General features: G+C 56.8%; 15 protein-coding genes and 1 tRNA gene. 10 read left to right on the top strand and 6 right to left on the bottom strand.

From position 1 onward, the window contains the following. Positions 1 to 34: 34 nt before the first annotated feature. The 5 genes from dph5 to ABSB80_RS03910 all read left to right on the top strand — a co-directional run bounded on the left by dph5 (position 35) and on the right by ABSB80_RS03910 (position 5,693). Positions 35 to 784 carry a diphthine synthase gene (dph5, locus tag ABSB80_RS03930; protein ID WP_428368383.1) on the top strand — a complete coding sequence of 250 codons (750 nt, stop codon included), beginning with the start codon at positions 35 to 37 and terminating at the stop codon, positions 782 to 784. After that, positions 781 to 1,359, top strand: a complete 579-nt coding sequence (locus ABSB80_RS03925; RefSeq protein ID WP_428368381.1) for a DUF357 domain-containing protein — start codon at positions 781 to 783, stop codon at positions 1,357 to 1,359. The genes dph5 and ABSB80_RS03925 overlap by 4 nt, the downstream gene beginning before the upstream one ends. 581 nt (positions 1,360 to 1,940) lie before the next feature. Beyond that, entirely contained in the window at positions 1,941 to 3,059 is a 1,119-nt protein-coding gene (locus ABSB80_RS03920; RefSeq protein ID WP_428368379.1) for a type 2 periplasmic-binding domain-containing protein, read from the top strand. Between the two features lie 313 nt (positions 3,060 to 3,372). After that, positions 3,373 to 4,305: a hypothetical protein gene (locus ABSB80_RS03915; protein WP_428368377.1), complete on the top strand. Its 933-nt coding sequence runs from the start codon at positions 3,373 to 3,375 to the stop codon at positions 4,303 to 4,305. Between the two features lie 299 nt (positions 4,306 to 4,604). Beyond that, on the top strand, positions 4,605 to 5,693 hold the full coding sequence (locus tag ABSB80_RS03910) for an ATP-binding response regulator (RefSeq protein WP_428368787.1): 1,089 nt from the start codon (positions 4,605 to 4,607) through the stop codon (positions 5,691 to 5,693). Positions 5,694 to 6,116: 423 nt separating this feature from the next. Here ABSB80_RS03910 and ABSB80_RS03905 read toward each other — a convergent pair whose 3' ends face one another. The 3 genes from ABSB80_RS03905 to ABSB80_RS03895 all read right to left on the bottom strand — a co-directional run bounded on the left by ABSB80_RS03905 (position 6,117) and on the right by ABSB80_RS03895 (position 9,598). After that, the gene (locus ABSB80_RS03905; RefSeq protein WP_428368375.1) at positions 6,117 to 7,133 is read right to left on the bottom strand and encodes a 6-bladed beta-propeller; all 1,017 of its coding nucleotides are present in this window, start codon (positions 7,131 to 7,133) and stop codon (positions 6,117 to 6,119) included. A 676-nt stretch (positions 7,134 to 7,809) separates the two neighbouring features. Further along, complete coding sequence (locus tag ABSB80_RS03900; protein ID WP_428368373.1) at positions 7,810 to 9,345, bottom strand: beta-ribofuranosylaminobenzene 5'-phosphate synthase; 1,536 nt, start codon at positions 9,343 to 9,345, stop codon at positions 7,810 to 7,812. Between the two features lie 91 nt (positions 9,346 to 9,436). Further along, positions 9,437 to 9,598 (bottom strand): hypothetical protein, encoded by a 162-nt coding sequence (locus ABSB80_RS03895; protein WP_428368371.1) that lies wholly within the window; start codon positions 9,596 to 9,598, stop codon positions 9,437 to 9,439. Between the two features lie 19 nt (positions 9,599 to 9,617). Here ABSB80_RS03895 and ABSB80_RS03890 point away from each other — a divergent pair, with 19 nt between their 5' ends. From ABSB80_RS03890 to ABSB80_RS03880, 3 genes are all read left to right on the top strand, one after another. Beyond that, positions 9,618 to 9,827, top strand: coding sequence for a hypothetical protein (locus ABSB80_RS03890; RefSeq protein WP_428368369.1), 210 nt, complete (start codon positions 9,618 to 9,620; stop codon positions 9,825 to 9,827). Between the two features lie 444 nt (positions 9,828 to 10,271). Next, positions 10,272 to 10,604, top strand: a complete 333-nt coding sequence (locus ABSB80_RS03885) for an AN1-type zinc finger domain-containing protein (protein ID WP_428368367.1) — start codon at positions 10,272 to 10,274, stop codon at positions 10,602 to 10,604. Positions 10,605 to 10,768: 164 nt separating this feature from the next. After that, complete coding sequence (locus tag ABSB80_RS03880) at positions 10,769 to 11,437, top strand: flavodoxin family protein (RefSeq protein ID WP_428368365.1); 669 nt, start codon at positions 10,769 to 10,771, stop codon at positions 11,435 to 11,437. An 89-nt stretch (positions 11,438 to 11,526) separates the two neighbouring features. On the opposite strand, the gene rbr is transcribed toward ABSB80_RS03880, so the two are convergent. Next, positions 11,527 to 12,099, bottom strand: a complete 573-nt coding sequence (rbr, locus tag ABSB80_RS03875; protein ID WP_428368363.1) for a rubrerythrin — start codon at positions 12,097 to 12,099, stop codon at positions 11,527 to 11,529. A 196-nt stretch (positions 12,100 to 12,295) separates the two neighbouring features. Between rbr and ABSB80_RS03870 the strand changes: the two genes are divergently transcribed. Beyond that, on the top strand, positions 12,296 to 12,487 hold the full coding sequence (locus ABSB80_RS03870) for a hypothetical protein (protein ID WP_428368361.1): 192 nt from the start codon (positions 12,296 to 12,298) through the stop codon (positions 12,485 to 12,487). Between the two features lie 127 nt (positions 12,488 to 12,614). Here the strand turns inward: ABSB80_RS03870 and ABSB80_RS03865 are convergent, their stop codons facing one another. Both ABSB80_RS03865 and ABSB80_RS03860 read right to left on the bottom strand, forming a co-directional pair. Further along, entirely contained in the window at positions 12,615 to 15,758 is a 3,144-nt protein-coding gene (locus ABSB80_RS03865; protein ID WP_428368359.1) for a response regulator, read from the bottom strand. A gap of 328 nt (positions 15,759 to 16,086) precedes the next feature. Continuing rightward, positions 16,087 to 16,160, bottom strand: a tRNA-Lys gene (locus tag ABSB80_RS03860). A gap of 175 nt (positions 16,161 to 16,335) precedes the next feature. Here ABSB80_RS03860 and ABSB80_RS03855 point away from each other — a divergent pair. Continuing rightward, the gene (locus ABSB80_RS03855) at positions 16,336 to 17,805 is read left to right on the top strand and encodes a DHH family phosphoesterase (RefSeq protein ID WP_428368357.1); all 1,470 of its coding nucleotides are present in this window, start codon (positions 16,336 to 16,338) and stop codon (positions 17,803 to 17,805) included. Positions 17,806 to 17,844 lie beyond the last annotated feature (39 nt).

The raw sequence follows: 17,844 nt of genomic DNA, 5'->3' as shown, positions 1-17,844 counted from the left end.
GACAAGGGGTGTCTCCTGAAATCATGGAGAGGCCATGCTGACCTTCATCGGGCTCGGACTGTACGATAAGAACGATATCTCGGAAAAAGGGCTGAACTGCATCAGGAATGCAGACTACGTCTACCTTGAATGCTACACCTCACGGCTCATGGGGTCATCGCGCGAAGATCTCGAACAGTACTATGGAAAACCGGTCCACCCGCTCTATCGTGAGGACGTGGAGCAGCACCCCGATGCGATCCTCGAGCAGTCAGGGAACGGGAACGTTGCGTTTCTCTGTGCCGGGGACCCGATGGTATCGACCACCCATGCAGACCTCCGGATCCGGGCTGCAGAGAGGGGGATCAAGACCGGGATCGTACATGCTTCCTCCATCTCCAGTGCGGTCTGCGGCCTCACCGGGCTCCAGAACTACCGGTTCGGCAAGTCCTGCTCCGTCCCGTTCCCGCAGAAGAACTGGTCTCCGACAACAGCAATCGACGTGATCCTGCAGAACCGGGCGCTCCGGCTGCACACGCTTGTGTACCTTGATATCCAAGATGACCGGTACATGACCGTGCCCGAGGCAGTCTCGCTTCTGGAGAGTATGGCGGAGGAAAAAGAGCTCACGATTCCCCTGTACGTGGGCATTGCGCGGGCCGGTTCGGATGAACCGGTCGTCAGGGCCGGACCGGCAGATACGATAACCGCGACAGATTTTGGCCCGCCGCTCCATATCCTGGTCGTCCCGGGGGGCCTGCATGACATGGAACGGGAATACCTTGAGAGGTTTGGAGGGCTATGAAGCTCCGGGAATGCCAGGCTCTCCTCTCACGCTCTCTTTCCGTTGCCCGCATCCTCGTCCCTGATGAGAGTTCACTCGGGCGGACTGCAGCGTCTGTCCTGATGATGGCGGAAGCCTATAAGAGCGACGGGAAGACATTCTTCGACTCCGGTGATCCGGTTAATGCCCTCGCCAGCTGCTGGTACGGGTTCGGCTGGCTGCACTTCGGCGTGGCATACGGGCTGCTGGCTGCCGGTCCGGGAAAAGCGGATTGCCCGTTCTCCGAAGCCTGCGAGATCCTTCCCGCAACACAGGGCGACCGGCTGAGGGAGAAGACCCTGCGCTACCAGCGACTGCTTGAGACCGCAAGGATATCGGTCCGATGCGCCCCGGACCATTCAGCCCCGGTATACGAATTTGCCGTACGGACCCTCTTTATCGCTGCAGTGTATGCCCACCAGGGTGACGGGTTCCTGCGGAAGGGGCTGCCTGAAGATGCCCTTGCCTGTTTCAGTTACGGCCACGGCTGGATCGATGCCGCTGTCAGGGCCGGGCTCTTCTCCATCACTGCGGAACGGGAACTCTTCACAATCTGACCCGGAATTTCCGGAGACGGTTTTCATGACCGGACATTGGTATAAAAGCGTTTAAAATTCAGTCAACTGTTCCAAATTCCGGTCCTGTTCCCGGACAAAAAATTTACATTAAACGGTAAAATGGGCATTCTTTTCAATTGCCTTCCTGGTGCTGCTGCATCGGCGGTTGACGGGATAACTTTAACAGGGTGAAAAATCAGTCATCAACCGCAGACGTAGCAGAACCATTACTGATGTTGATAAGCAACAACCCGGGTAGCTTAATATGAGGATTTCACCAAAGCCCAAATTCAGTTAATCTGAATTAAAGAAAAGGGCCAGATGAAGACCGGGTGGAGAACGCGGAAAAGGAACACCGGGGGATGGAACCGGATTTTCCCGGTCAACGTATCAGTCTTTACCTGGCATGAAGAGACGTTTAATCTCTCTCAGGGATCAACGCTTATCATACCAGGATATCCTGTGAACACCAAGGCATTCAGGTTCGGCAGCCGTCCCTTACGGATCATTGGTTTGATAGGTGACCCGCCCCGTCTCCTCAGGAATGGGAGCGGCGAAATCTTTTCCGGGAGAGAATCTTCATGAGCAAACCGTCCCGGTATTTTTTTTACGGCATCGTTTTTATCCTTGTTTTCTCAGCATCATCCATATATTTCGGGGGTCTTCTCGGTCCAAAAGACCTGGTTATCACTCCACATATCGATCCCGTTGCCGAGACATTCCCCCAGCTCGTGGCAAACCATTCCTTTCCCTTCGAAGGTGCCACGCTCGTGGTCACAGTCCCGATCAACAACTCGGTCTACGAGGGAGCCCGACAGGCTGACCAGAAAATAACTCTGTACGGGAATGTGTCAGAGAACACCTGGCTTGCCGACAGTTATCGTGCCATGATAACTGACCCTGCACAGGATGATTTCTACCGTGACCTCACCGGGGAGCTCAACAAGATCCGGGTGAATAACGGTCTCTCCGATGATGAATACCTTGAACTGATGGCAGTCTACGTCCAGTCTCTGCAGTATGAGGTAAATACGGATACTCCCGCCAGGTACCCCATCGAGACGGTCATGGACGGTGCCGGGGACTGCGAGGATAAGAGCCTCCTTCTCGCCGGCCTGCTCTCACACGAAGGCTACCGGGTCGCTCTCTTCTCGTTTGGTCCGGAAGATCACATGGCCGTAGGTGTCGGGTCGGACAACTCCCTCTACAAGAACACCGGATATGCGTTCGTCGAGACGACCGTCTACTCCTATGTAGGCGTCCCGACAACAACCCTTGCAGGAGGAGTGGTACTCCGGTCCGATCCACTCGTGATACCCATCGGTGATGGCACAAAAGAGTACACGAGTGGAAACGAGACCAGCTTTCTTGAAGACTCCGTAACCCTCACTGAGAAACGGATCGAAGAGCTGGAGCCGCAGTTGAATGCCAGCGCACAGGATCTCAATGCAAAACAAGCGAGGATCGGCGGCCTTGAGGTCCAGATGACATCGATGAGAAGCCGCGGAGACCTCCGGGGATATAATTCACAGGTATCGGCCCACAACGCGCTTGTGACAGCCTACAACACAGAACTTGCCGGCTACCGGCAGACCCTTGCCCTGTACCAGAACTATGTGCAGATCCACAACTATATCGTATTGAATGCCTTCGACCGAAAGGGGGTGTACCAGTACGCGAAGCAGAATCTGGTAACGTAAATTTCCAGGCTTTGGAGACGCAGATTATCCGAAGACATATGCCTGCAGAATGAGGAATCACAGGATTCATGCTCCTTTTTCATGTCTGTTCTTCAAGAGAATAAAGAAAACAGGTATGCTGGACCGCCCGGGCCGGTTGCCGATGTGAAACAGAACGGGAGGACGATCGGCCTTTTTCGCCCAACGCCTCAGGACCGATCCGGGCTATCAGGTGTTCATGGTTCCGGTTAAAGGTCAATACCGGTTCTGCAAAGCCAAAAGGTTCATGAACTTCTATAGAAAAATTTTCTCATTGAGTGCTAAAGGGTGATCCATGAAAAAACTCATTGCAAGTGTCATTATCTTCACGCTGTTCTGTGTCACTGCCGCGTTGGCCGCTCCTGTCGGCATGGCGTCAGAAGATAGTTACCTGCAGGATAACCAGCAGGGACACGGAATCATGGCTGATGTTCATGATGTGGTTGTTCCTTCTGAGACCATCCGGGAACAACGCCAGGATATCCGTCAGGACGTTATGGAGACGCACCAGGATATTCGTGAAAACCTGACGATGGGACATGAAGGTGTACAGGATCAGCGGCAGGTTCTGCAGCAGGATCTCCAGGAGAATCGTGAGGCTTTCAGAAACAATGATACAACTACGAATGAGGCGCGGGAGAACCTGTACGAAAACCTGACCGCCGGCTATGAGGCCATACAGCAGGAGCACCAGGGCATGCTGGCATACTTCCACCAGAGCGGGATCGCGCTCGCCGACAATGTGACGGCCCTGAGAGCGCAGATCCAGGCCGAACGTCGGACCGATCAGGCGCAGATTGCCAATCTTACAGCTGTGCAGAGGGAGCATCTCATGAAAGGGTATGATGTCCAGATCGCCGCTCATTCACTGATGGCAATGGAGAACCTTACCGGGGAGATCGGCCCGCGGGTTGTCGGGATCGCGGATGAGATCAATGCATCGGAGAGTAACATCACGCCTCTCGAACAGCGGATTGAGAACGGAAATTCCCTTTTCCGGTTTATGTTTGGTGGCGACAAGGCGGCCGCGAACCAGATTGATGATCAGGTAGCACTGAACCAGCAGAGGATCCAGACTCTCGAACAGCTGATGCAGAATTCCACCCTGCAACCCGATGTCGAGCAGGCAATGCAGGAACAGATCACGGTGCTGCAGCAGGAGCAGGACCGGCTTGCAAATCTTACTGCCACAGAACGAAATACCACCGGGTTGTTCTGGTGGATTTGAGGATAAATTTAATTTTTTTGGGTTCAGTTCCTGCCTCTTACCATAGTTTCGTGAATTGGTCCATAGCGAAGTATCTTTTCCAAAGTCCCGTCATCGTATCAGAACATGTGCGGCGTTCCGGTGCATCGTCAAGGACTCTCATATCGTCTTCCAAAATAGTTCCTGAAGAACCCCATCCGTTCTGAAACCCCGGGCAGCAGGTTCTCAGGGTTCCCTGTCAATGCCACGACAACGCACCTGAATCGCATATACCAAGGTTATTCATTTGTTAAAAAAAATTACACGATAACAGGTCATGAATTGCTACGATCTCCGTATTATACATAGATGACGATACTGCTCTCCTCATAAGTTGCAAACTTTTCCTTGAGCAGCGGGGTGAATTTTCGGTAAGTACAGAACCCTCACCCGGAAAAGCGCTGGATACTTTAAGGAGTGGAGGTTATGATGCGGTTGTCTCCGATTACCAGATGCCGGAGATGGACGGCATCGAATTCTTACAACGTCTCCGGAAAAAACACCCGGCGCTCCCGTTCATTATCTTCACGGGAAAAGGACGGGAAGAGATCGCAATTGCGGCATTTAAGAACGGTGCTGATTTCTATATCCAGAAAGGCGGCGATCCGGTTGCCCAGTTCGCCGAACTCTCCCATAAAATCCGGAGATCCGTGGAACAACGTAAGGCCATGGAGGATGAATTCCGGAAGAAGAACGCCGAAGAGGCGCTCCGGATGATGAACAGGAAGCTGCAGCTCCCCTTCAGTATCACCCGGCATGATATCCGGAACCAGGTTCTTGCGCTCCGGAGTGCTCTCGATCTCATCGATACCGATCCTCTGGATCTGGATACGCGGAAATTAATCGGTATCGCTTTAAGAGCCGCGGAAACGATCGACAGTCAGATCGGGTTTACGAAGGAGTACGAGCACCTTGGCGTCAAAGAACCCCGATGGCAGAACATCAGAGAGGTCTTCCTGCATGCGACGCATAACTTCCTGATGTGCGATATTTCCCTTGATCTGCCGGCAGACGGGTACGAAATTTTTGCGGATCCGCTCCTTGAGAAAGTATTCTACAACCTGCTTGACAATGCACTCCGGCATGGCGGCGACGTGACCCGCATCAGCCTGTCCTGCCGTGAGACGGATGGCGGTCTCAAAATCTTCATGCAGGATAACGGCCAGGGTGTACCAGATGAGAATAAACTGCTTATCTTCGAACAGAACTTCGGCAGGGATACCGGGCTCGGGCTCTTCCTCTCCCGGGAAATCCTCTCGATAACAGGGATCTTAATTGCGGAAACGGGCAGATTCGGGAACGGGGCACAGTTCGAGTTCACCGTGCCGAAAGGAACCTATAAATTTACCGGTTCTGGCGCACCTTCGTAATGTGACCGGATATTCTCCATCGCAGATTCCATCACAACGTCACGACAACACACAAGAACAGTTCTCCCCGTTTCAAACAGTGACATTGGAAACGATCTCCCCCTCTACCATAAAAAAGCGATATAAGACGAGACAAAAACCCGCAAAACGTACCACAAAGACAAATGGTCGTATCAAAAAAAGAGAGTGAACCGGACGATACCACAGGACTCCGGGAGAAATGCCCGAAGATCACATTCACAGGCGTCGTTTCCACTATCCGAAATACCTGATGAGAGCAAGAACCGGTATCACGAGTATGATCGGTGAATGGGTGGAGGCATCAGTGAAATGAAATGTCAGTGGGGCGACGCCTGCCGTCAGGTCTGCGGTGAATAAGGCGACCGGAAGTGAGGGGAAAAATTCCCGGATCCGGTTGTACCTCTAACCAGCGACATAGATATAATTGTTCGCGTTCACTGAAATACCACCGGTATTCTCGAACTGGCCATTGCCGGTACCCCCGGCACCCCACTGTGTCACATACGTTCCGTCCGGTGTGAACACCTGGATCCGGTTGTTTCCCCAGTCAGCGACATAGACATTGCCATCAGCGTCCACGGATATGCCCCCGGGATTTTCGAACTGGCCATTGCCGGTACCGCCGGCACCCCACTGCGTCACATACGTTCCGTCCGGTGTGAACACCTGGATTCGGTTGTTTCCCCAGTCAACGACATAGACAGAGCCGCTCGCGTTCACCGCTATCCCATCAGGATACCAGAACCGGCCGTTGGCAGTACCGCCAGAACCCCACTGCGTCACATACGTCCCGTCTGGCGTGAACACCTGGACCCGGTGATTAAAGGTATCAGCGACATAGACAGAGCCGCTCGCGTTCACCGCTATGCCCTGAGGATACAGGAACTGGCCGTTGCCAATACCTCCGGCACCCCATTGCGTCACGTACGTTCCGTCCGGTGTGAACACCTGGACCCGGTGATTGTAAGTATCAGCGACGTAGACAGAGCCGCTCGCGTTCACCACTATCCCATCAGGATACAGGAACTGGTTGTTGCCAATACCTCCGGCACCCCATTGCGTCACGTACGTTCCGTTTGACATGAACTCCCCGATCCGGTTATTCCCGGTGTCAACGACATAGACAGAGCCGCTTGCATTCACCGCTATGCCCTCAGGATACTGGAACCGGCCTTTGCCAGTACCGCTGGCACCCCACTGTGTCACGTACGTCCCGTTTGGAGTGAATTTCCAGATACTGTTGGTATACCCGTCCGTTGCATAGATGAAGCCTGCGCTGTCCACGGCAACAGAAGTCGGACGCACCCCGGCCGGGGAAGGCACTGCCGGCGGGGAGGAGTAAGCCACTTCTGCCGATACATAGCCGATCATCAGTGTGAATGCAAGCAGGAAGATACAGGCTTGGAGGAAACCTTTCATCAGCTCAACGATCCGGAGAACTATTTATCGACTCCCTATTTTTTTTCTTGGTAATATACCTGACTGAACAGGACCCTGCCCGGCCCGTGTTTTGAAGCTATGGATTCGATCACGTTCCCCCGCCGACACCTCGATTTCAACGGCACTCCTCACCACCCATGAGACAATACCTTTGACCCGTCACCTGCGATCTGTCCATGTCCCGTGAGGCAACCAGACCCGCCGGGCAGGATAAAATGGACGAGGCACCCCCCGTTCCAGGCAGATCTCTGAACCGGATCCAGCAACGACACTCTCTGGAATACCCCCGGTATCACCCTGTTCCGACGAGGAAAGTGCAGGATACGGTGAGTGCAGCGGGTCAGGCACCCGGTACCGATCCCCCATTCACAGATGCACGGTTCAACAAAAGTATGGCACGTGTGCATAACGGGAAAGTTACCGGGGCACTTCTCTCACGTGACAAATCCCTGAACCAGAATCCATGCGATAAAAAGGGGACATCCCGACTGTGTTGATTGTTCGGAAAATGGCGCAGGTTCGTGATATGCGGAAAACGGATCCGCAATCCAAGCAGTCCCCCGATTGCAGGTATAATGCTGAACAGACCCGGCGCAACCGGGAACGGGGATGGTGATGGGATACAGCAGATTGTGAGATCCTTTTAAAAAATACCTCACGCAACCCGGACGATTGCGCCGTGGTTGCGGGCCGTGGTGAGAAGGGTCGTTCCGCCGCAGGCCTGCTCTGCCATGAATGTCCGTGCCGCCCGCTCGAGGTCCTGCATCCCCGTATCCCCGAGGGCATAGACCGCAGGGCCGAACGAGCTCATACCTGCCCCGGCAGCGCCGCCCTCGCGCAGGGTAGAGAGAAGGCCGGTGACAAGAGGCGACTGAAAGCTGAGCTCGACTTTCTTGAACCCGAGGCCCTGGATGGTATTGATGGAGGAGCCGAAAAGGTCGAGGTCGCGCTCGACAATACCGGGGAGCATCCGCATCATCACCTCGTGGGTGAGGGCCCGGACCTCGTCGAGCGGGACCGGACAGAACCGCCGGAAGATATCCGCTTCATGGCCCCCGCTGGCGCCGGCCGGGAGGTCGGGGATGGCGAGCAGGATCTTCCAGTCGGCCGGCATCTCATGGCGGAAGATAACCGGCGGGGGGCTGACACCCCGCGAAGCGGATGACGGGCGGAAATCCGATTTCTCCCCCCCTGCCCCGAACCGGTGCCCCCCATCGATGATGAACCCCCCGTGGTCGAATGCCGCGGTGCCGATGCCGGAGGTCCCGCCCCGGCCCGTGAGCCGGGCGAGTTCCCGTGCGGTGAGCTGCCGTCCGTGGAGCTCGGCGATCGCCCGTGCCACAGCAAGCGAGAGCTGCGACCCGCTCCCGAGGCCGATATGGGAGGGGTACATCTTCCTGACCGTGATCGCAACGCTTCCGCCCAGCCCCAGGTCCTGCAGTATGCCCGCTGCAACCTGTCCGATCCGCTCCCGCGTTACCGGGTCACAGCCGCACACGGTCAGGACCGGGGAGAGCTCTGCTTCCAGCATGATACCGGGTTCGTCGAGAGTGATGCCGATGCCGCCGTCAACCCGGCCCGATCCGCCGTGCATGTCGATGAGCGAGACGTGGATCCGCGAGGGCGTGTTCACGACAACCCGCCGCTGGTCGAGGAACCGGTTGTAGGGGAACTGCTCCTCGATGAAGATGAGCGGTTTGCCGCCGTGGATGATCTGGTACTGGCGGGAGAGGATCGGTTCGTTCCTGCAGATGGAGAATACTCTGCCGGCCTCTTCCGTGGCAGGTAGGACGCGGGCAGTAAGGATCTCCCGCCGTGCCTCGATGTTGTGCTGCCTGATGATCTTTCCGATGGGGATGTCCGCCTTCATCAGGTCGTCCTTGAAGTCCGGGGAGAGACGCCGGACGGGCGTGTGGGATATCGCGTAGATGAGCACCTCCCCGCTCTCTTCCGTTGAGATCTCCACGATCCGGAAGTTGACCGGGTCGCCCTCGGCAATGTTCAGGTTGCCGGCAGCAGTGCCATCAGCAGGGACGATCTCCTGAACGAGAGTCCTGATGACGACTTTTTTTCCGGTGATCGATTCAAGGATCTGGGTGACCGAGCCGTCCGTGCCGAGAAGAAATTTCTGGACGGGCGAGATCCTGCCCACCTGTGCCTCCATCTCCCGGATTGCCTCTGCGATGTCCATCCCAAGAACCTTATCACGGGAAATAATAAGGATGCTGATGCACCACTGCCCATTCCGCGAAAAACAAAAAAATTCCGGACCGATCCGCTGTTCACTGCATCTTCCGGGACCTGCCGGGCCGCCGGGCCGCTGCGGGGCCGGGAAGCACGGCTGCCGGCACCCGTGCGGTGATCTCCGCAAATGATTCTGTGGTGAGCCGCCCTTTTTTGCCGATCACCGCGCCACTCCGGAGGCAGATTACCCGTGATGTCATCACGTAACTCTCGTCAAAGATGTCGAGACCCCCGGTAGCAAAATCGTCGATGGAGAGTGGCAGGCTGGGCGCATCGGACGGCGGCTTGCTGCTGACCGGGCAGGATATGGATCCTGCCGGGCTCTTCTGTCAGGATCACCACCACCGGCCGTATCTTTGGCGCGGTCCGGTCATCCAGTGCAACGGAAGCGAGGAGGACATCGCCCTTCACGTACTGCCCCATGGATAAATATCCGGCATGGTACGGCATAAGGGGTTGGGTTGCAGCTGCAGAGGTCCGGCAGAGCAGATCCTGGAAACGGGGATCGTGATACCCTCTGGAGGCCGTGGCTAGGGTCTCCGGGAATAATACTCAAATAAGGCCGATACGCTCTCCGTTGGGCAATCCGGCGATCCCATTCTCCGGCTGCACAGGAAATGCTGTCCACGCGCAAGGAAAATCCTGAAAATTGCCAGTATTTTTCGAAAATAACTTCAAAATAGAACCGGAGAACCTGCAAAATAGCGGCCCGCAGGAAGCCCCCGTTTCTGCAACAGGGTACAGCAGGTCCGGAAGAACCGGAAGCCGATCTTCCGGATCACCCCGGACCAGGAGAGGGCAGCCGGCTCCATCCCGCCCACCCGGGTGGCAGGATGCAGAATACTTTATCCGAAGAACATCATAGGGAAATTTATGACGCGCTGCGATCACTGCGGCAACGAGACTGCACTGCCGTACACCTGCCAGCACTGCGGGGGAAAATTCTGTGCTGACTGCCGGCTCCCGCCAAACCATGCCTGTACGGGAATCGGCAGCTGGAACAGAAAACCCCGGCCTGCGGTTGGCATGAACTACAGCCGGGGCGGCGGGGTGACAGCAACCGGAGGGGGCGGCGCAGAACCCCGGCGCGGGACAGTGAAAAAAGCGGCCGGGGAGATCCCATACCTGAAGATCACTGCACTCATCATTGTCGTGATCCTGCTGGGACTCGCGTGGCTCGTGCACAGCGGGTACCGGTTCGGGTGAGGATGCAGTCTCCGTCCACATCATGAGGATGAAGAAGATCATCCGGATCCTTCGTTCGATACCGATTTCGATACGGTTGAAGGGATCGCCCGGTTGTTCTCATGAGAATGAGTATTCCATCTCCCTCTTAACTCCTGCCGCCCCATCTCCTGAGCAGGAATACCATGAAGATCCTCGCCATTCACGGAAGCCCCCGGACGATCCGGAGCATGACGCGAAAACTTGCCGGTTTTGTACTCGCAGGAGCCGCGGAGGGCGGTGCGGAGACGGAGATGATCGACCTCTGCGATTACCGGGTCACACCCTGCACGGCCTGCGAAGGCTGCTCGTTCAACGGGATATGTGTATTTGACGACGATGTCCTGGCCATCGTTGAGAGGATGAAGGAAGCGGACGGAATCGTCTTCGCATCACCGGTGTATATCGACAATGTCTCCGGCCAGATGAAGGTCTTCTTCGACCGGCTCGCGGACGCGATCCACTACCAGATGCTCTCCGGAAAATACGGGTGCTCGGTCGCCACCACGCACGAATCCGGCGGAAACGAGGTGGTCTCGTACATGAACCATGTCCAGAACTATCTGGGGGTGATTTCGGTCGGGGGACTCAGGGTTGCCACGGGCGGGAACCCGGAGACCGTGGATGCACACGAGCCAGCAGCACGGGCCCTCGGCAGGAAGCTCGCGGATGCGATCTCGGTCGGGTACTCTGATCCAGGCCAGGAGGCGATCCTTGCAGACAACCGGGCATATTTCCGGACGCTCGTGGAAGAGAACAAGGATCTCCGCACCATGGAGTATGACCGGTGGGTGCGGATGGGCTGGATCACGTAAACACGCGGATACCCTGCCGGGCCGGATCCTGCCCGCGAAAGGAAACCGGAAAACCGGTACCCGTATCGGAATTTATTTCGAAAAAGGAGTCAGTAGTTTTCTGCCACCAGCTCGAAGTACACCTGCGGGTGATCGCAGACCGGGCACTTCGCAGGTGCGATCTTCCCGTCATGGACAAACCCGCAGTTCCGGCAGTACCATTTCGAGGGCATCTCGGATTTGAAGACGGTTCCGTTTACCAGGTTCGCATGCAGTTTCACGTACCGCGCCTCGTGGTGGACCTCCACTTCCGCGACCATCTTGAAGAGATAGGCGATCTCCCCGAATCCCTCTTTCTTCGCGGTCGCTGCAAATGCGGGGTAGAGCGTGCCCCACTCCATCTGTTCGCCCGCGGCTGCTGCCGCGAGGTTCTCCTTCGTGGTCCCGATCACACCGGCAGGATAGGCCGCAGTGATCTCCACCGCGCCGCCTTTGAGCTGTTTGAAGAAGAGTTTCCCATGCTCTTTCTCCTCTTCTGCGGTCTGCTGGAAGATCGCCGCGATCTGCTCGTAGCCCTCCTTCCGTGCTGCACTTGCAAAGAACGTGTACCGGTTCCGTGCCTGTGACTCACCGGCAAATGCCGCAAGCAGGTTCTTTTCCGTCATACTCCCGTGGAACTTCATGGTAAAATATCCGGTGGGATCTTTTTTTCCGGGGAAGATATATCCAGCGGTCAGCGCGCAGCCGGGTTCCGTAGCCCGTTCAGGTATCAGGGCCTGGTCCCGGAGGACGGATGGTTACCTCCGCGAAGCGTTGAGGGGCAACCCTCCGGCGTCCCGATCCATGCCTTTATCATGCCTGCCGCCGGAAATCCGGTAGATGTCAAAAAAAGACCATGTCATGAAGATCGTAGATGAGTCAACAGGACTCATGGAGTGCCTTGTCTGCGGTGAACGGCGCCACGCGGTCATGAAAGCGGGGCCTGACGGGAAATTCCTCCCTGAGAACTGGGAATGCGTGAACAAGTGCAGACTGATCCGGGACGATGCCGGCGCAGGAAAAAAGAAGTAACTCCTCTTTTCTGTTTCTGTCCGGGCCGGCTTCCGGTACCGGAGATCACTCTCTTTCGGGGCCGGCCCGGAGAGGGAGTGGTAATGGTTCATCCCCTTCGCCGGATACCCGGCCGGTCTCCCGTCAGTTACCGGGGTTCTTTCCCGCTCCTGTACGCTCCTTTCGGCACCGTGATCTCGAACCGGGCGCCTTTGCCATGGGTCCCCGTCTCGTGGATGAATATACCGGTGATGGCCAGGATCTCCCGGGCAAGGAAGAGGCCAAACCCCGTATTCTTGCCATATCCTTTCTCAAAGATCTTCTGTTTCACGTCGAGCGGGATCCCGATGCCGTTGTCCTGGACAGTTATCACCATCTCCTCGCCCTCGATCCCGCACCTGACCGTGATTGCTGTCACCCGCTGCCCGTGCCGGACCGCATTGTCGAAGAGGTTGAAAAAAACCTTCTCGAGCATCGGGTCGGCGAATATCTCATAACTCCCGCAGGAGCAGGTAACGGCCAAGTTCTGGGGTTCAGCGGCTTTGACAACATCCCCGATCCGGTACCATGCAGGGGTCTCGACACCCAGTTCCTGGTAGGTCCGCGTAAACTCGATCTGCCGCTGGATCATGCTTACTGCTTTCTCGATCTTGGCAAGGAACCCCGCAATGACAGGATCGGGCCTGGTGTGCTGGGAGAGCTGGGTATACCCGAGCACGATGGTGAGCTGGTTTGCAACATCGTGGCGGGTGATGCTGTTGAGGAGGTTCAGTTTCTCGTTGGCCCGGTGGAGGGCTTCTTCAGCCTGCTTCCTGCCGGTCATATCCCGGAGAGCGACAATATTTGCCGGCTCTCCCTGGTACTGGATCTTCGTACCGATCGATTCGATCCAGATGCCCTTTCCATCCGGGGCCCACGCCCGGTAGGTCTGGAGGTAGCTGTCGGTTCCCGAGATGACATTCTGCATGTCCCGGATAACAGTATCATGGTATTCCGGTGAGATGAAATCAAGGATATTTTTCCCGATCACGAGAGCCGGGTCCGGTATCCCGAACATCCGGAGGATACTTGGGTTCACGTAGAGGATCTTCCCCGTAAAGTCCTGGATGAGAACACCGTCGAATGCAAAGTCCGTGAGGATCCGGTAGCGCTCCTCGCTCTCCTGCAGGTTTTTTTCAATGGCGCGGCGGCGGGAAATATCCCGGCACAGGGTGATGATCCGGCCGATCCCGCCCTCGCGGATAAGCGTTGCATTGATCTCGACCGGCGTAATATGCCCCACGGCATCCACATAATCGATCTCAAAATTCCTGATGAACCCGTCGCGGACGCACTGCTGTACCGCAGCGGTATTTTTCTCCCTCTCGTAACAGGCTGTCCAGTCAAGTACGCTTCGCCCGAGGATCTCTTCAAGATCCGTATGGCCGGTCAGGGCGACATACCGGGCATTGGCATCGAGCACCTTCCCCTCATCATCGATGATCACGTAGCCGGTATCTGTCGTCTCGACGAGGGAGCGGTACTTTTCCTCGCTTGCCCTGAGTGCCTCGCCGCTATGTGCCAGCTTCTCATACTGCTGCCGGAGCTCTTCTTCCACCGCGGTAAGCTGCTCATAGGCTTCCTTCAGCCGGGACTCGCTCTCTTTCCTCGAGGTGATGTCAAAGATGACTCCCGAGAATATCAGTTCGTTTCCATGGACGACCGGGCTTGACATGGCCTGGAACCAGATCGTCTCTCCGGTGGGTTTGACGAACCGCCCCTCGAAATTCCACTTTTCAGGGTCTTTCACTACGTGAGCGACAGTCTCCATGAACCCCGGCAGGTCGTCTGGATGGACATGGCTTACAAACCACTGGAAGAAATCGATGACAGTCTTGTCAACCCCGAAGATCTCCCCGGAACGGGCACTCACGTACGACAGCCCCATGCTCCCGTCTGGCCTGGCAAAGAACTGGTAGATAACCCCCGGCACGTTGGCTGCGATCTCCTCCAGCTGCTGCTGCCGCTTCCGTACCTCCTGCTCGCTCTTCACGAGTTCCTCGTACTGGCCGCGGAGCTCTTCCTCGGCCGCAACCAGCTGCTCGTTTGCGACCCGCAGTTCGTCCTCGGTCTGTTTCTGCTCCGTAATGTCCCGGATGGACTGGATGGCGCCGGCAACTTCACCCTTCTCATTGCAGAGCGCCCGTGCCTTGCACCACAGATCGACACGGTGCCCGTTCAGGACCGCATTGTCAAATTCCGCGGTCAGGGTATTGCCGGATTTTTTTATGGAGATGTACATCTTTTCCGCTTCGTCATCCGGCCTGAGGAGGTGGTCTGCAAGCATGGGCCTCCGGACACCGTAGAACGGGACCGCATAGTCATAGTCCCCCTTCCCGATCATGTCTGCCGCGGATATGCCGGTCATCTCTTCGATGGCGTGGTTCCATGCGATGACATGGCCGCTCGTATCGATTGCAAACGTAGCATCGGGAAGGAAGTCGATGATCTCTGCCAGCCTTTTCTCTGATTCATGGAGTGCCTGTTCCGCCTGCTTCTGCCGGGTGTTGTCTATGAAGGTCTCGAGGAGGCAGGCTCGCCCCTGAAGGTCGATCGGGACGACGTACTTGATGATGGATACGCTGGACCCGTCAGCGGTCAGGAGGACACGTTCGCTGTTGTCCACCGCCTGGCCCATGTCTGAAACCGGGCACTTTCCCTGCTCAGCCGGGCAGATAAACTGGTGGCAGGGTTTCCCGATGAGGTCCTCTTTCTTCCCCCGGTATATCCTGACCGCCGAAGGATTGAGATCGAGGATCTCGTGGGTCGCTGCATCGATGATGGCGATTCCTGCCTGTACGGCTCCAAAAATGCGCTTGAGATACTCCTCGCTTGCCTTCAGGCTCTGTTCGCTCTCCCTGAGCGCCTGTTCTGCCCTCCTCCGGGACACGACCTGCCGTACCTGGTGAGCCAGTTCAGCGAACTGAACATCCGGGTCGCCACCTTTCTGCAGGTAAAAGTCCGCGCCATTGTTGATCGCCTCGATGACCACCTCTTCACGCCCCCGGCCGGTGAAGAGAATGAACGGTATATCTCCAAATGAGCGGCGTACATTCTTCAGGAGCTCGATACCGTCCATCCCCGGCATCTGGTAATCGGCAATGATGGCATCGTACGGGTTTTTGGCCAGTTCGGCAAGTGCCTCCTCCCCCGACAGAACGGTCCTGACATTGAACTCACCGGTACTCTCGAGGAAGATCTGGCCGATCTCGAGCAGGTTCGGCTCGTCATCAACATACAGGAGGGAAAACATTCCGGGGCCCCGGGCGGTGCGTCATGCAGGTTGTCTTTGGAAGATGCAATTGTCTTGATGAACGATGAATGTTCCGAGTTGCAGAGCCGGGTTGCACACCGGTGGGAAAAACAGGACCGGTCCTGAACGTGATCGGTACTTTTGTATCCGGCGGCTTTGCTTTGATCATCACCGGGCTGGTACCGGTCAGTGCGCAGGCCACGACGCCATAATCAGGAAGGAGCAGGGGTGAGGCTACCGGCCGGAATTGTTGTCTAAAATGATATCGTTGATCAATCCAGTCCGGAACGGAAACCTGGCTAGGTTAAAATCACAAAAAACAGGAGAACGGGCCTGAAGGGATTTGAACCCTTGACCTGCGGATTAAGAGTCCGCCGCTATGCCGAACTAAGCTACAGACCCAAGCCAGTTAGACCTAATAATGTGGTCGATAATGCCGAATAAATGTTTTGGAATGGTGAGGGCCTTCAGACCCGACCCAGGAGAAGAACGCATCAGAGTTCTTCGACCGGCCGAATCGCATACTGACGTTTCCATTGGAATCCCTTAATATTCCTGCAATGTACACTTCTGTACCATGCTTCAGGAGACCCCGCTCGGGCCGTCGGGACCGGCAAAATACTGTATTTTCGGGTGCGGGACAACCGGCTACAACATCATCCTCGAGCTGGCAAAGGAGAACGAGGGCGTGGTGATGGTGGACAGAGACGAATCGCGGGTCCGGCACCTCCGCGACCAGAAATACGACGCCTACCAGCGTGACCTTACGTCCCCCGACCTCCTCACAGGGCTCCCCGTCTTCGAGATCGCGTTCGTCATGACCGGGGAGCCGGATGCAAACCTCACGGCCGTCCTCACGATCAAGAAACGCTACCCGTCAGTGCAGATCGTTGCCCGCGCCATCGACCCGGTGAGCGGCCAGAAACTCACAGCCGCCGGAGCAGAGTTTGTCCTCTACCCGCAGGAAGTGGTCGCCCGCTCCGCCGTCCTCCAGATCCGGAAGCAGCACTCGAGCCGGATCTCCCAGCGGCTCTTCACCATGCTCGCCGGCTGGGAGGGGACGTTCGGGATCATCACCCACAAGAACCCGGATCCCGATGCCATCTCCTCTGCCATGGCCCTCGCGGAGATCGCAAAGCATGCAAACCCCAAAACCCTCACACCCCGGATCTTTTACGAGGGCAACATCGGCCACCAGGAGAACCGGACCTTCGTCAACCTGCTCGATATCAAGATGGAGCACCTGACCCCCGAGGCGCTCTCGGCGTGCACCTACCTCGCCATCGTCGACTGTTCCGCTCCAGGCGCAAACAACGACATCCCGCCCCAGACGAAGATCAATGTCGTCATCGACCACCACAAGGAGGGCAGGCACGTGGCGTCTCAGGGCATGTTTGTCGATATCCGTCCCGGGGTCGGGGCGACGGCGAGCATCATGACCCAGTACCTGCAGGAACTCGATGTGCCAGTCGACAAACGGGTGGCGACCGCCCTCCTCTACGGAATCCGCACGGACACCAAAGAGTTCACGCGCAACGTGACGCCGCAGGACCTCAACTACGCGGGTTTCCTCCTGCCGCTGACCGATGCCGACCTTCTCGACAAGATCATGTCCCCATCGATGTCGCAGGAGACGCTCGACGTGATCGGCAAGGCGATCCACGAGCGGAAGGTCCAGAGCGGGTACCTCTTCGCGAACGTCGGGTACGTGATGAACCGCGATGCCCTCCCGCAGGCGGCCGACCTCCTCATCACGCTCGAAGGCGTGAACACGGCGCTCGTCTACGGGATCACGGACAACGCGATAGTGATCTCGGCCCGAAACCGCGACATCCGCCTCCACATCGGCAATGCGCTCTCAGAGGCGTTCGGGGAGATGGGCGACGCGGGCGGCCACCCGAACATGGCCGCCGCCACCCTCCCGCTCCACTATTTCGGCAGGGTGGAGAACAAGGCCCAGCTGCTCGAGATCGTGATCGAGCCTATCCTCAAGAAGTTCAAGAACCTCGTGGGGCTGGAGAACGAGGGCAAAAAGAATGGGGCCTGAGAACTTCGGATCGGAGCGATGAATTTCGAATATCCGAAG

The sequence above is a fragment of the Methanoregula sp. genome, from assembly GCF_050010295.1.
GTDB lineage: Archaea > Halobacteriota > Methanomicrobia > Methanomicrobiales > Methanospirillaceae > Methanoregula.
The sequence above is the reverse complement of the archived record's forward strand: the minus strand, read 5'-3'. Positions and strand labels throughout refer to the sequence as shown.

Bases quoted from the DNA above. Each gene is read 5' to 3' on its own strand.
- dph5 (WP_428368383.1), top strand. From the start codon at position 35: ATGCTGACCTTCATCGGGCTCGGACTGTACGATAAGAACGATATCTCG.
- ABSB80_RS03925 (WP_428368381.1), top strand. From the start codon at position 781: ATGAAGCTCCGGGAATGCCAGGCTCTCCTCTCACGCTCTCTTTCCGTT.
- ABSB80_RS03920 (WP_428368379.1), top strand. From the start codon at position 1,941: ATGAGCAAACCGTCCCGGTATTTTTTTTACGGCATCGTTTTTATCCTT.
- ABSB80_RS03915 (WP_428368377.1), top strand. From the start codon at position 3,373: ATGAAAAAACTCATTGCAAGTGTCATTATCTTCACGCTGTTCTGTGTC.
- ABSB80_RS03905 (WP_428368375.1), bottom strand. From the start codon at position 7,133: ATGAAAGGTTTCCTCCAAGCCTGTATCTTCCTGCTTGCATTCACACTG.
- ABSB80_RS03900 (WP_428368373.1), bottom strand. From the start codon at position 9,345: ATGGACATCGCAGAGGCAATCCGGGAGATGGAGGCACAGGTGGGCAGG.
- ABSB80_RS03895 (WP_428368371.1), bottom strand. From the start codon at position 9,598: ATGACATCACGGGTAATCTGCCTCCGGAGTGGCGCGGTGATCGGCAAA.
- ABSB80_RS03890 (WP_428368369.1), top strand. From the start codon at position 9,618: ATGTCGAGACCCCCGGTAGCAAAATCGTCGATGGAGAGTGGCAGGCTG.
- ABSB80_RS03885 (WP_428368367.1), top strand. From the start codon at position 10,272: ATGACGCGCTGCGATCACTGCGGCAACGAGACTGCACTGCCGTACACC.
- ABSB80_RS03880 (WP_428368365.1), top strand. From the start codon at position 10,769: ATGAAGATCCTCGCCATTCACGGAAGCCCCCGGACGATCCGGAGCATG.
- rbr (WP_428368363.1), bottom strand. From the start codon at position 12,099: ATGAAGTTCCACGGGAGTATGACGGAAAAGAACCTGCTTGCGGCATTT.
- ABSB80_RS03870 (WP_428368361.1), top strand. From the start codon at position 12,296: ATGTCAAAAAAAGACCATGTCATGAAGATCGTAGATGAGTCAACAGGA.
- ABSB80_RS03865 (WP_428368359.1), bottom strand. From the start codon at position 15,758: ATGTTTTCCCTCCTGTATGTTGATGACGAGCCGAACCTGCTCGAGATC.
- ABSB80_RS03855 (WP_428368357.1), top strand. From the start codon at position 16,336: ATGCTTCAGGAGACCCCGCTCGGGCCGTCGGGACCGGCAAAATACTGT.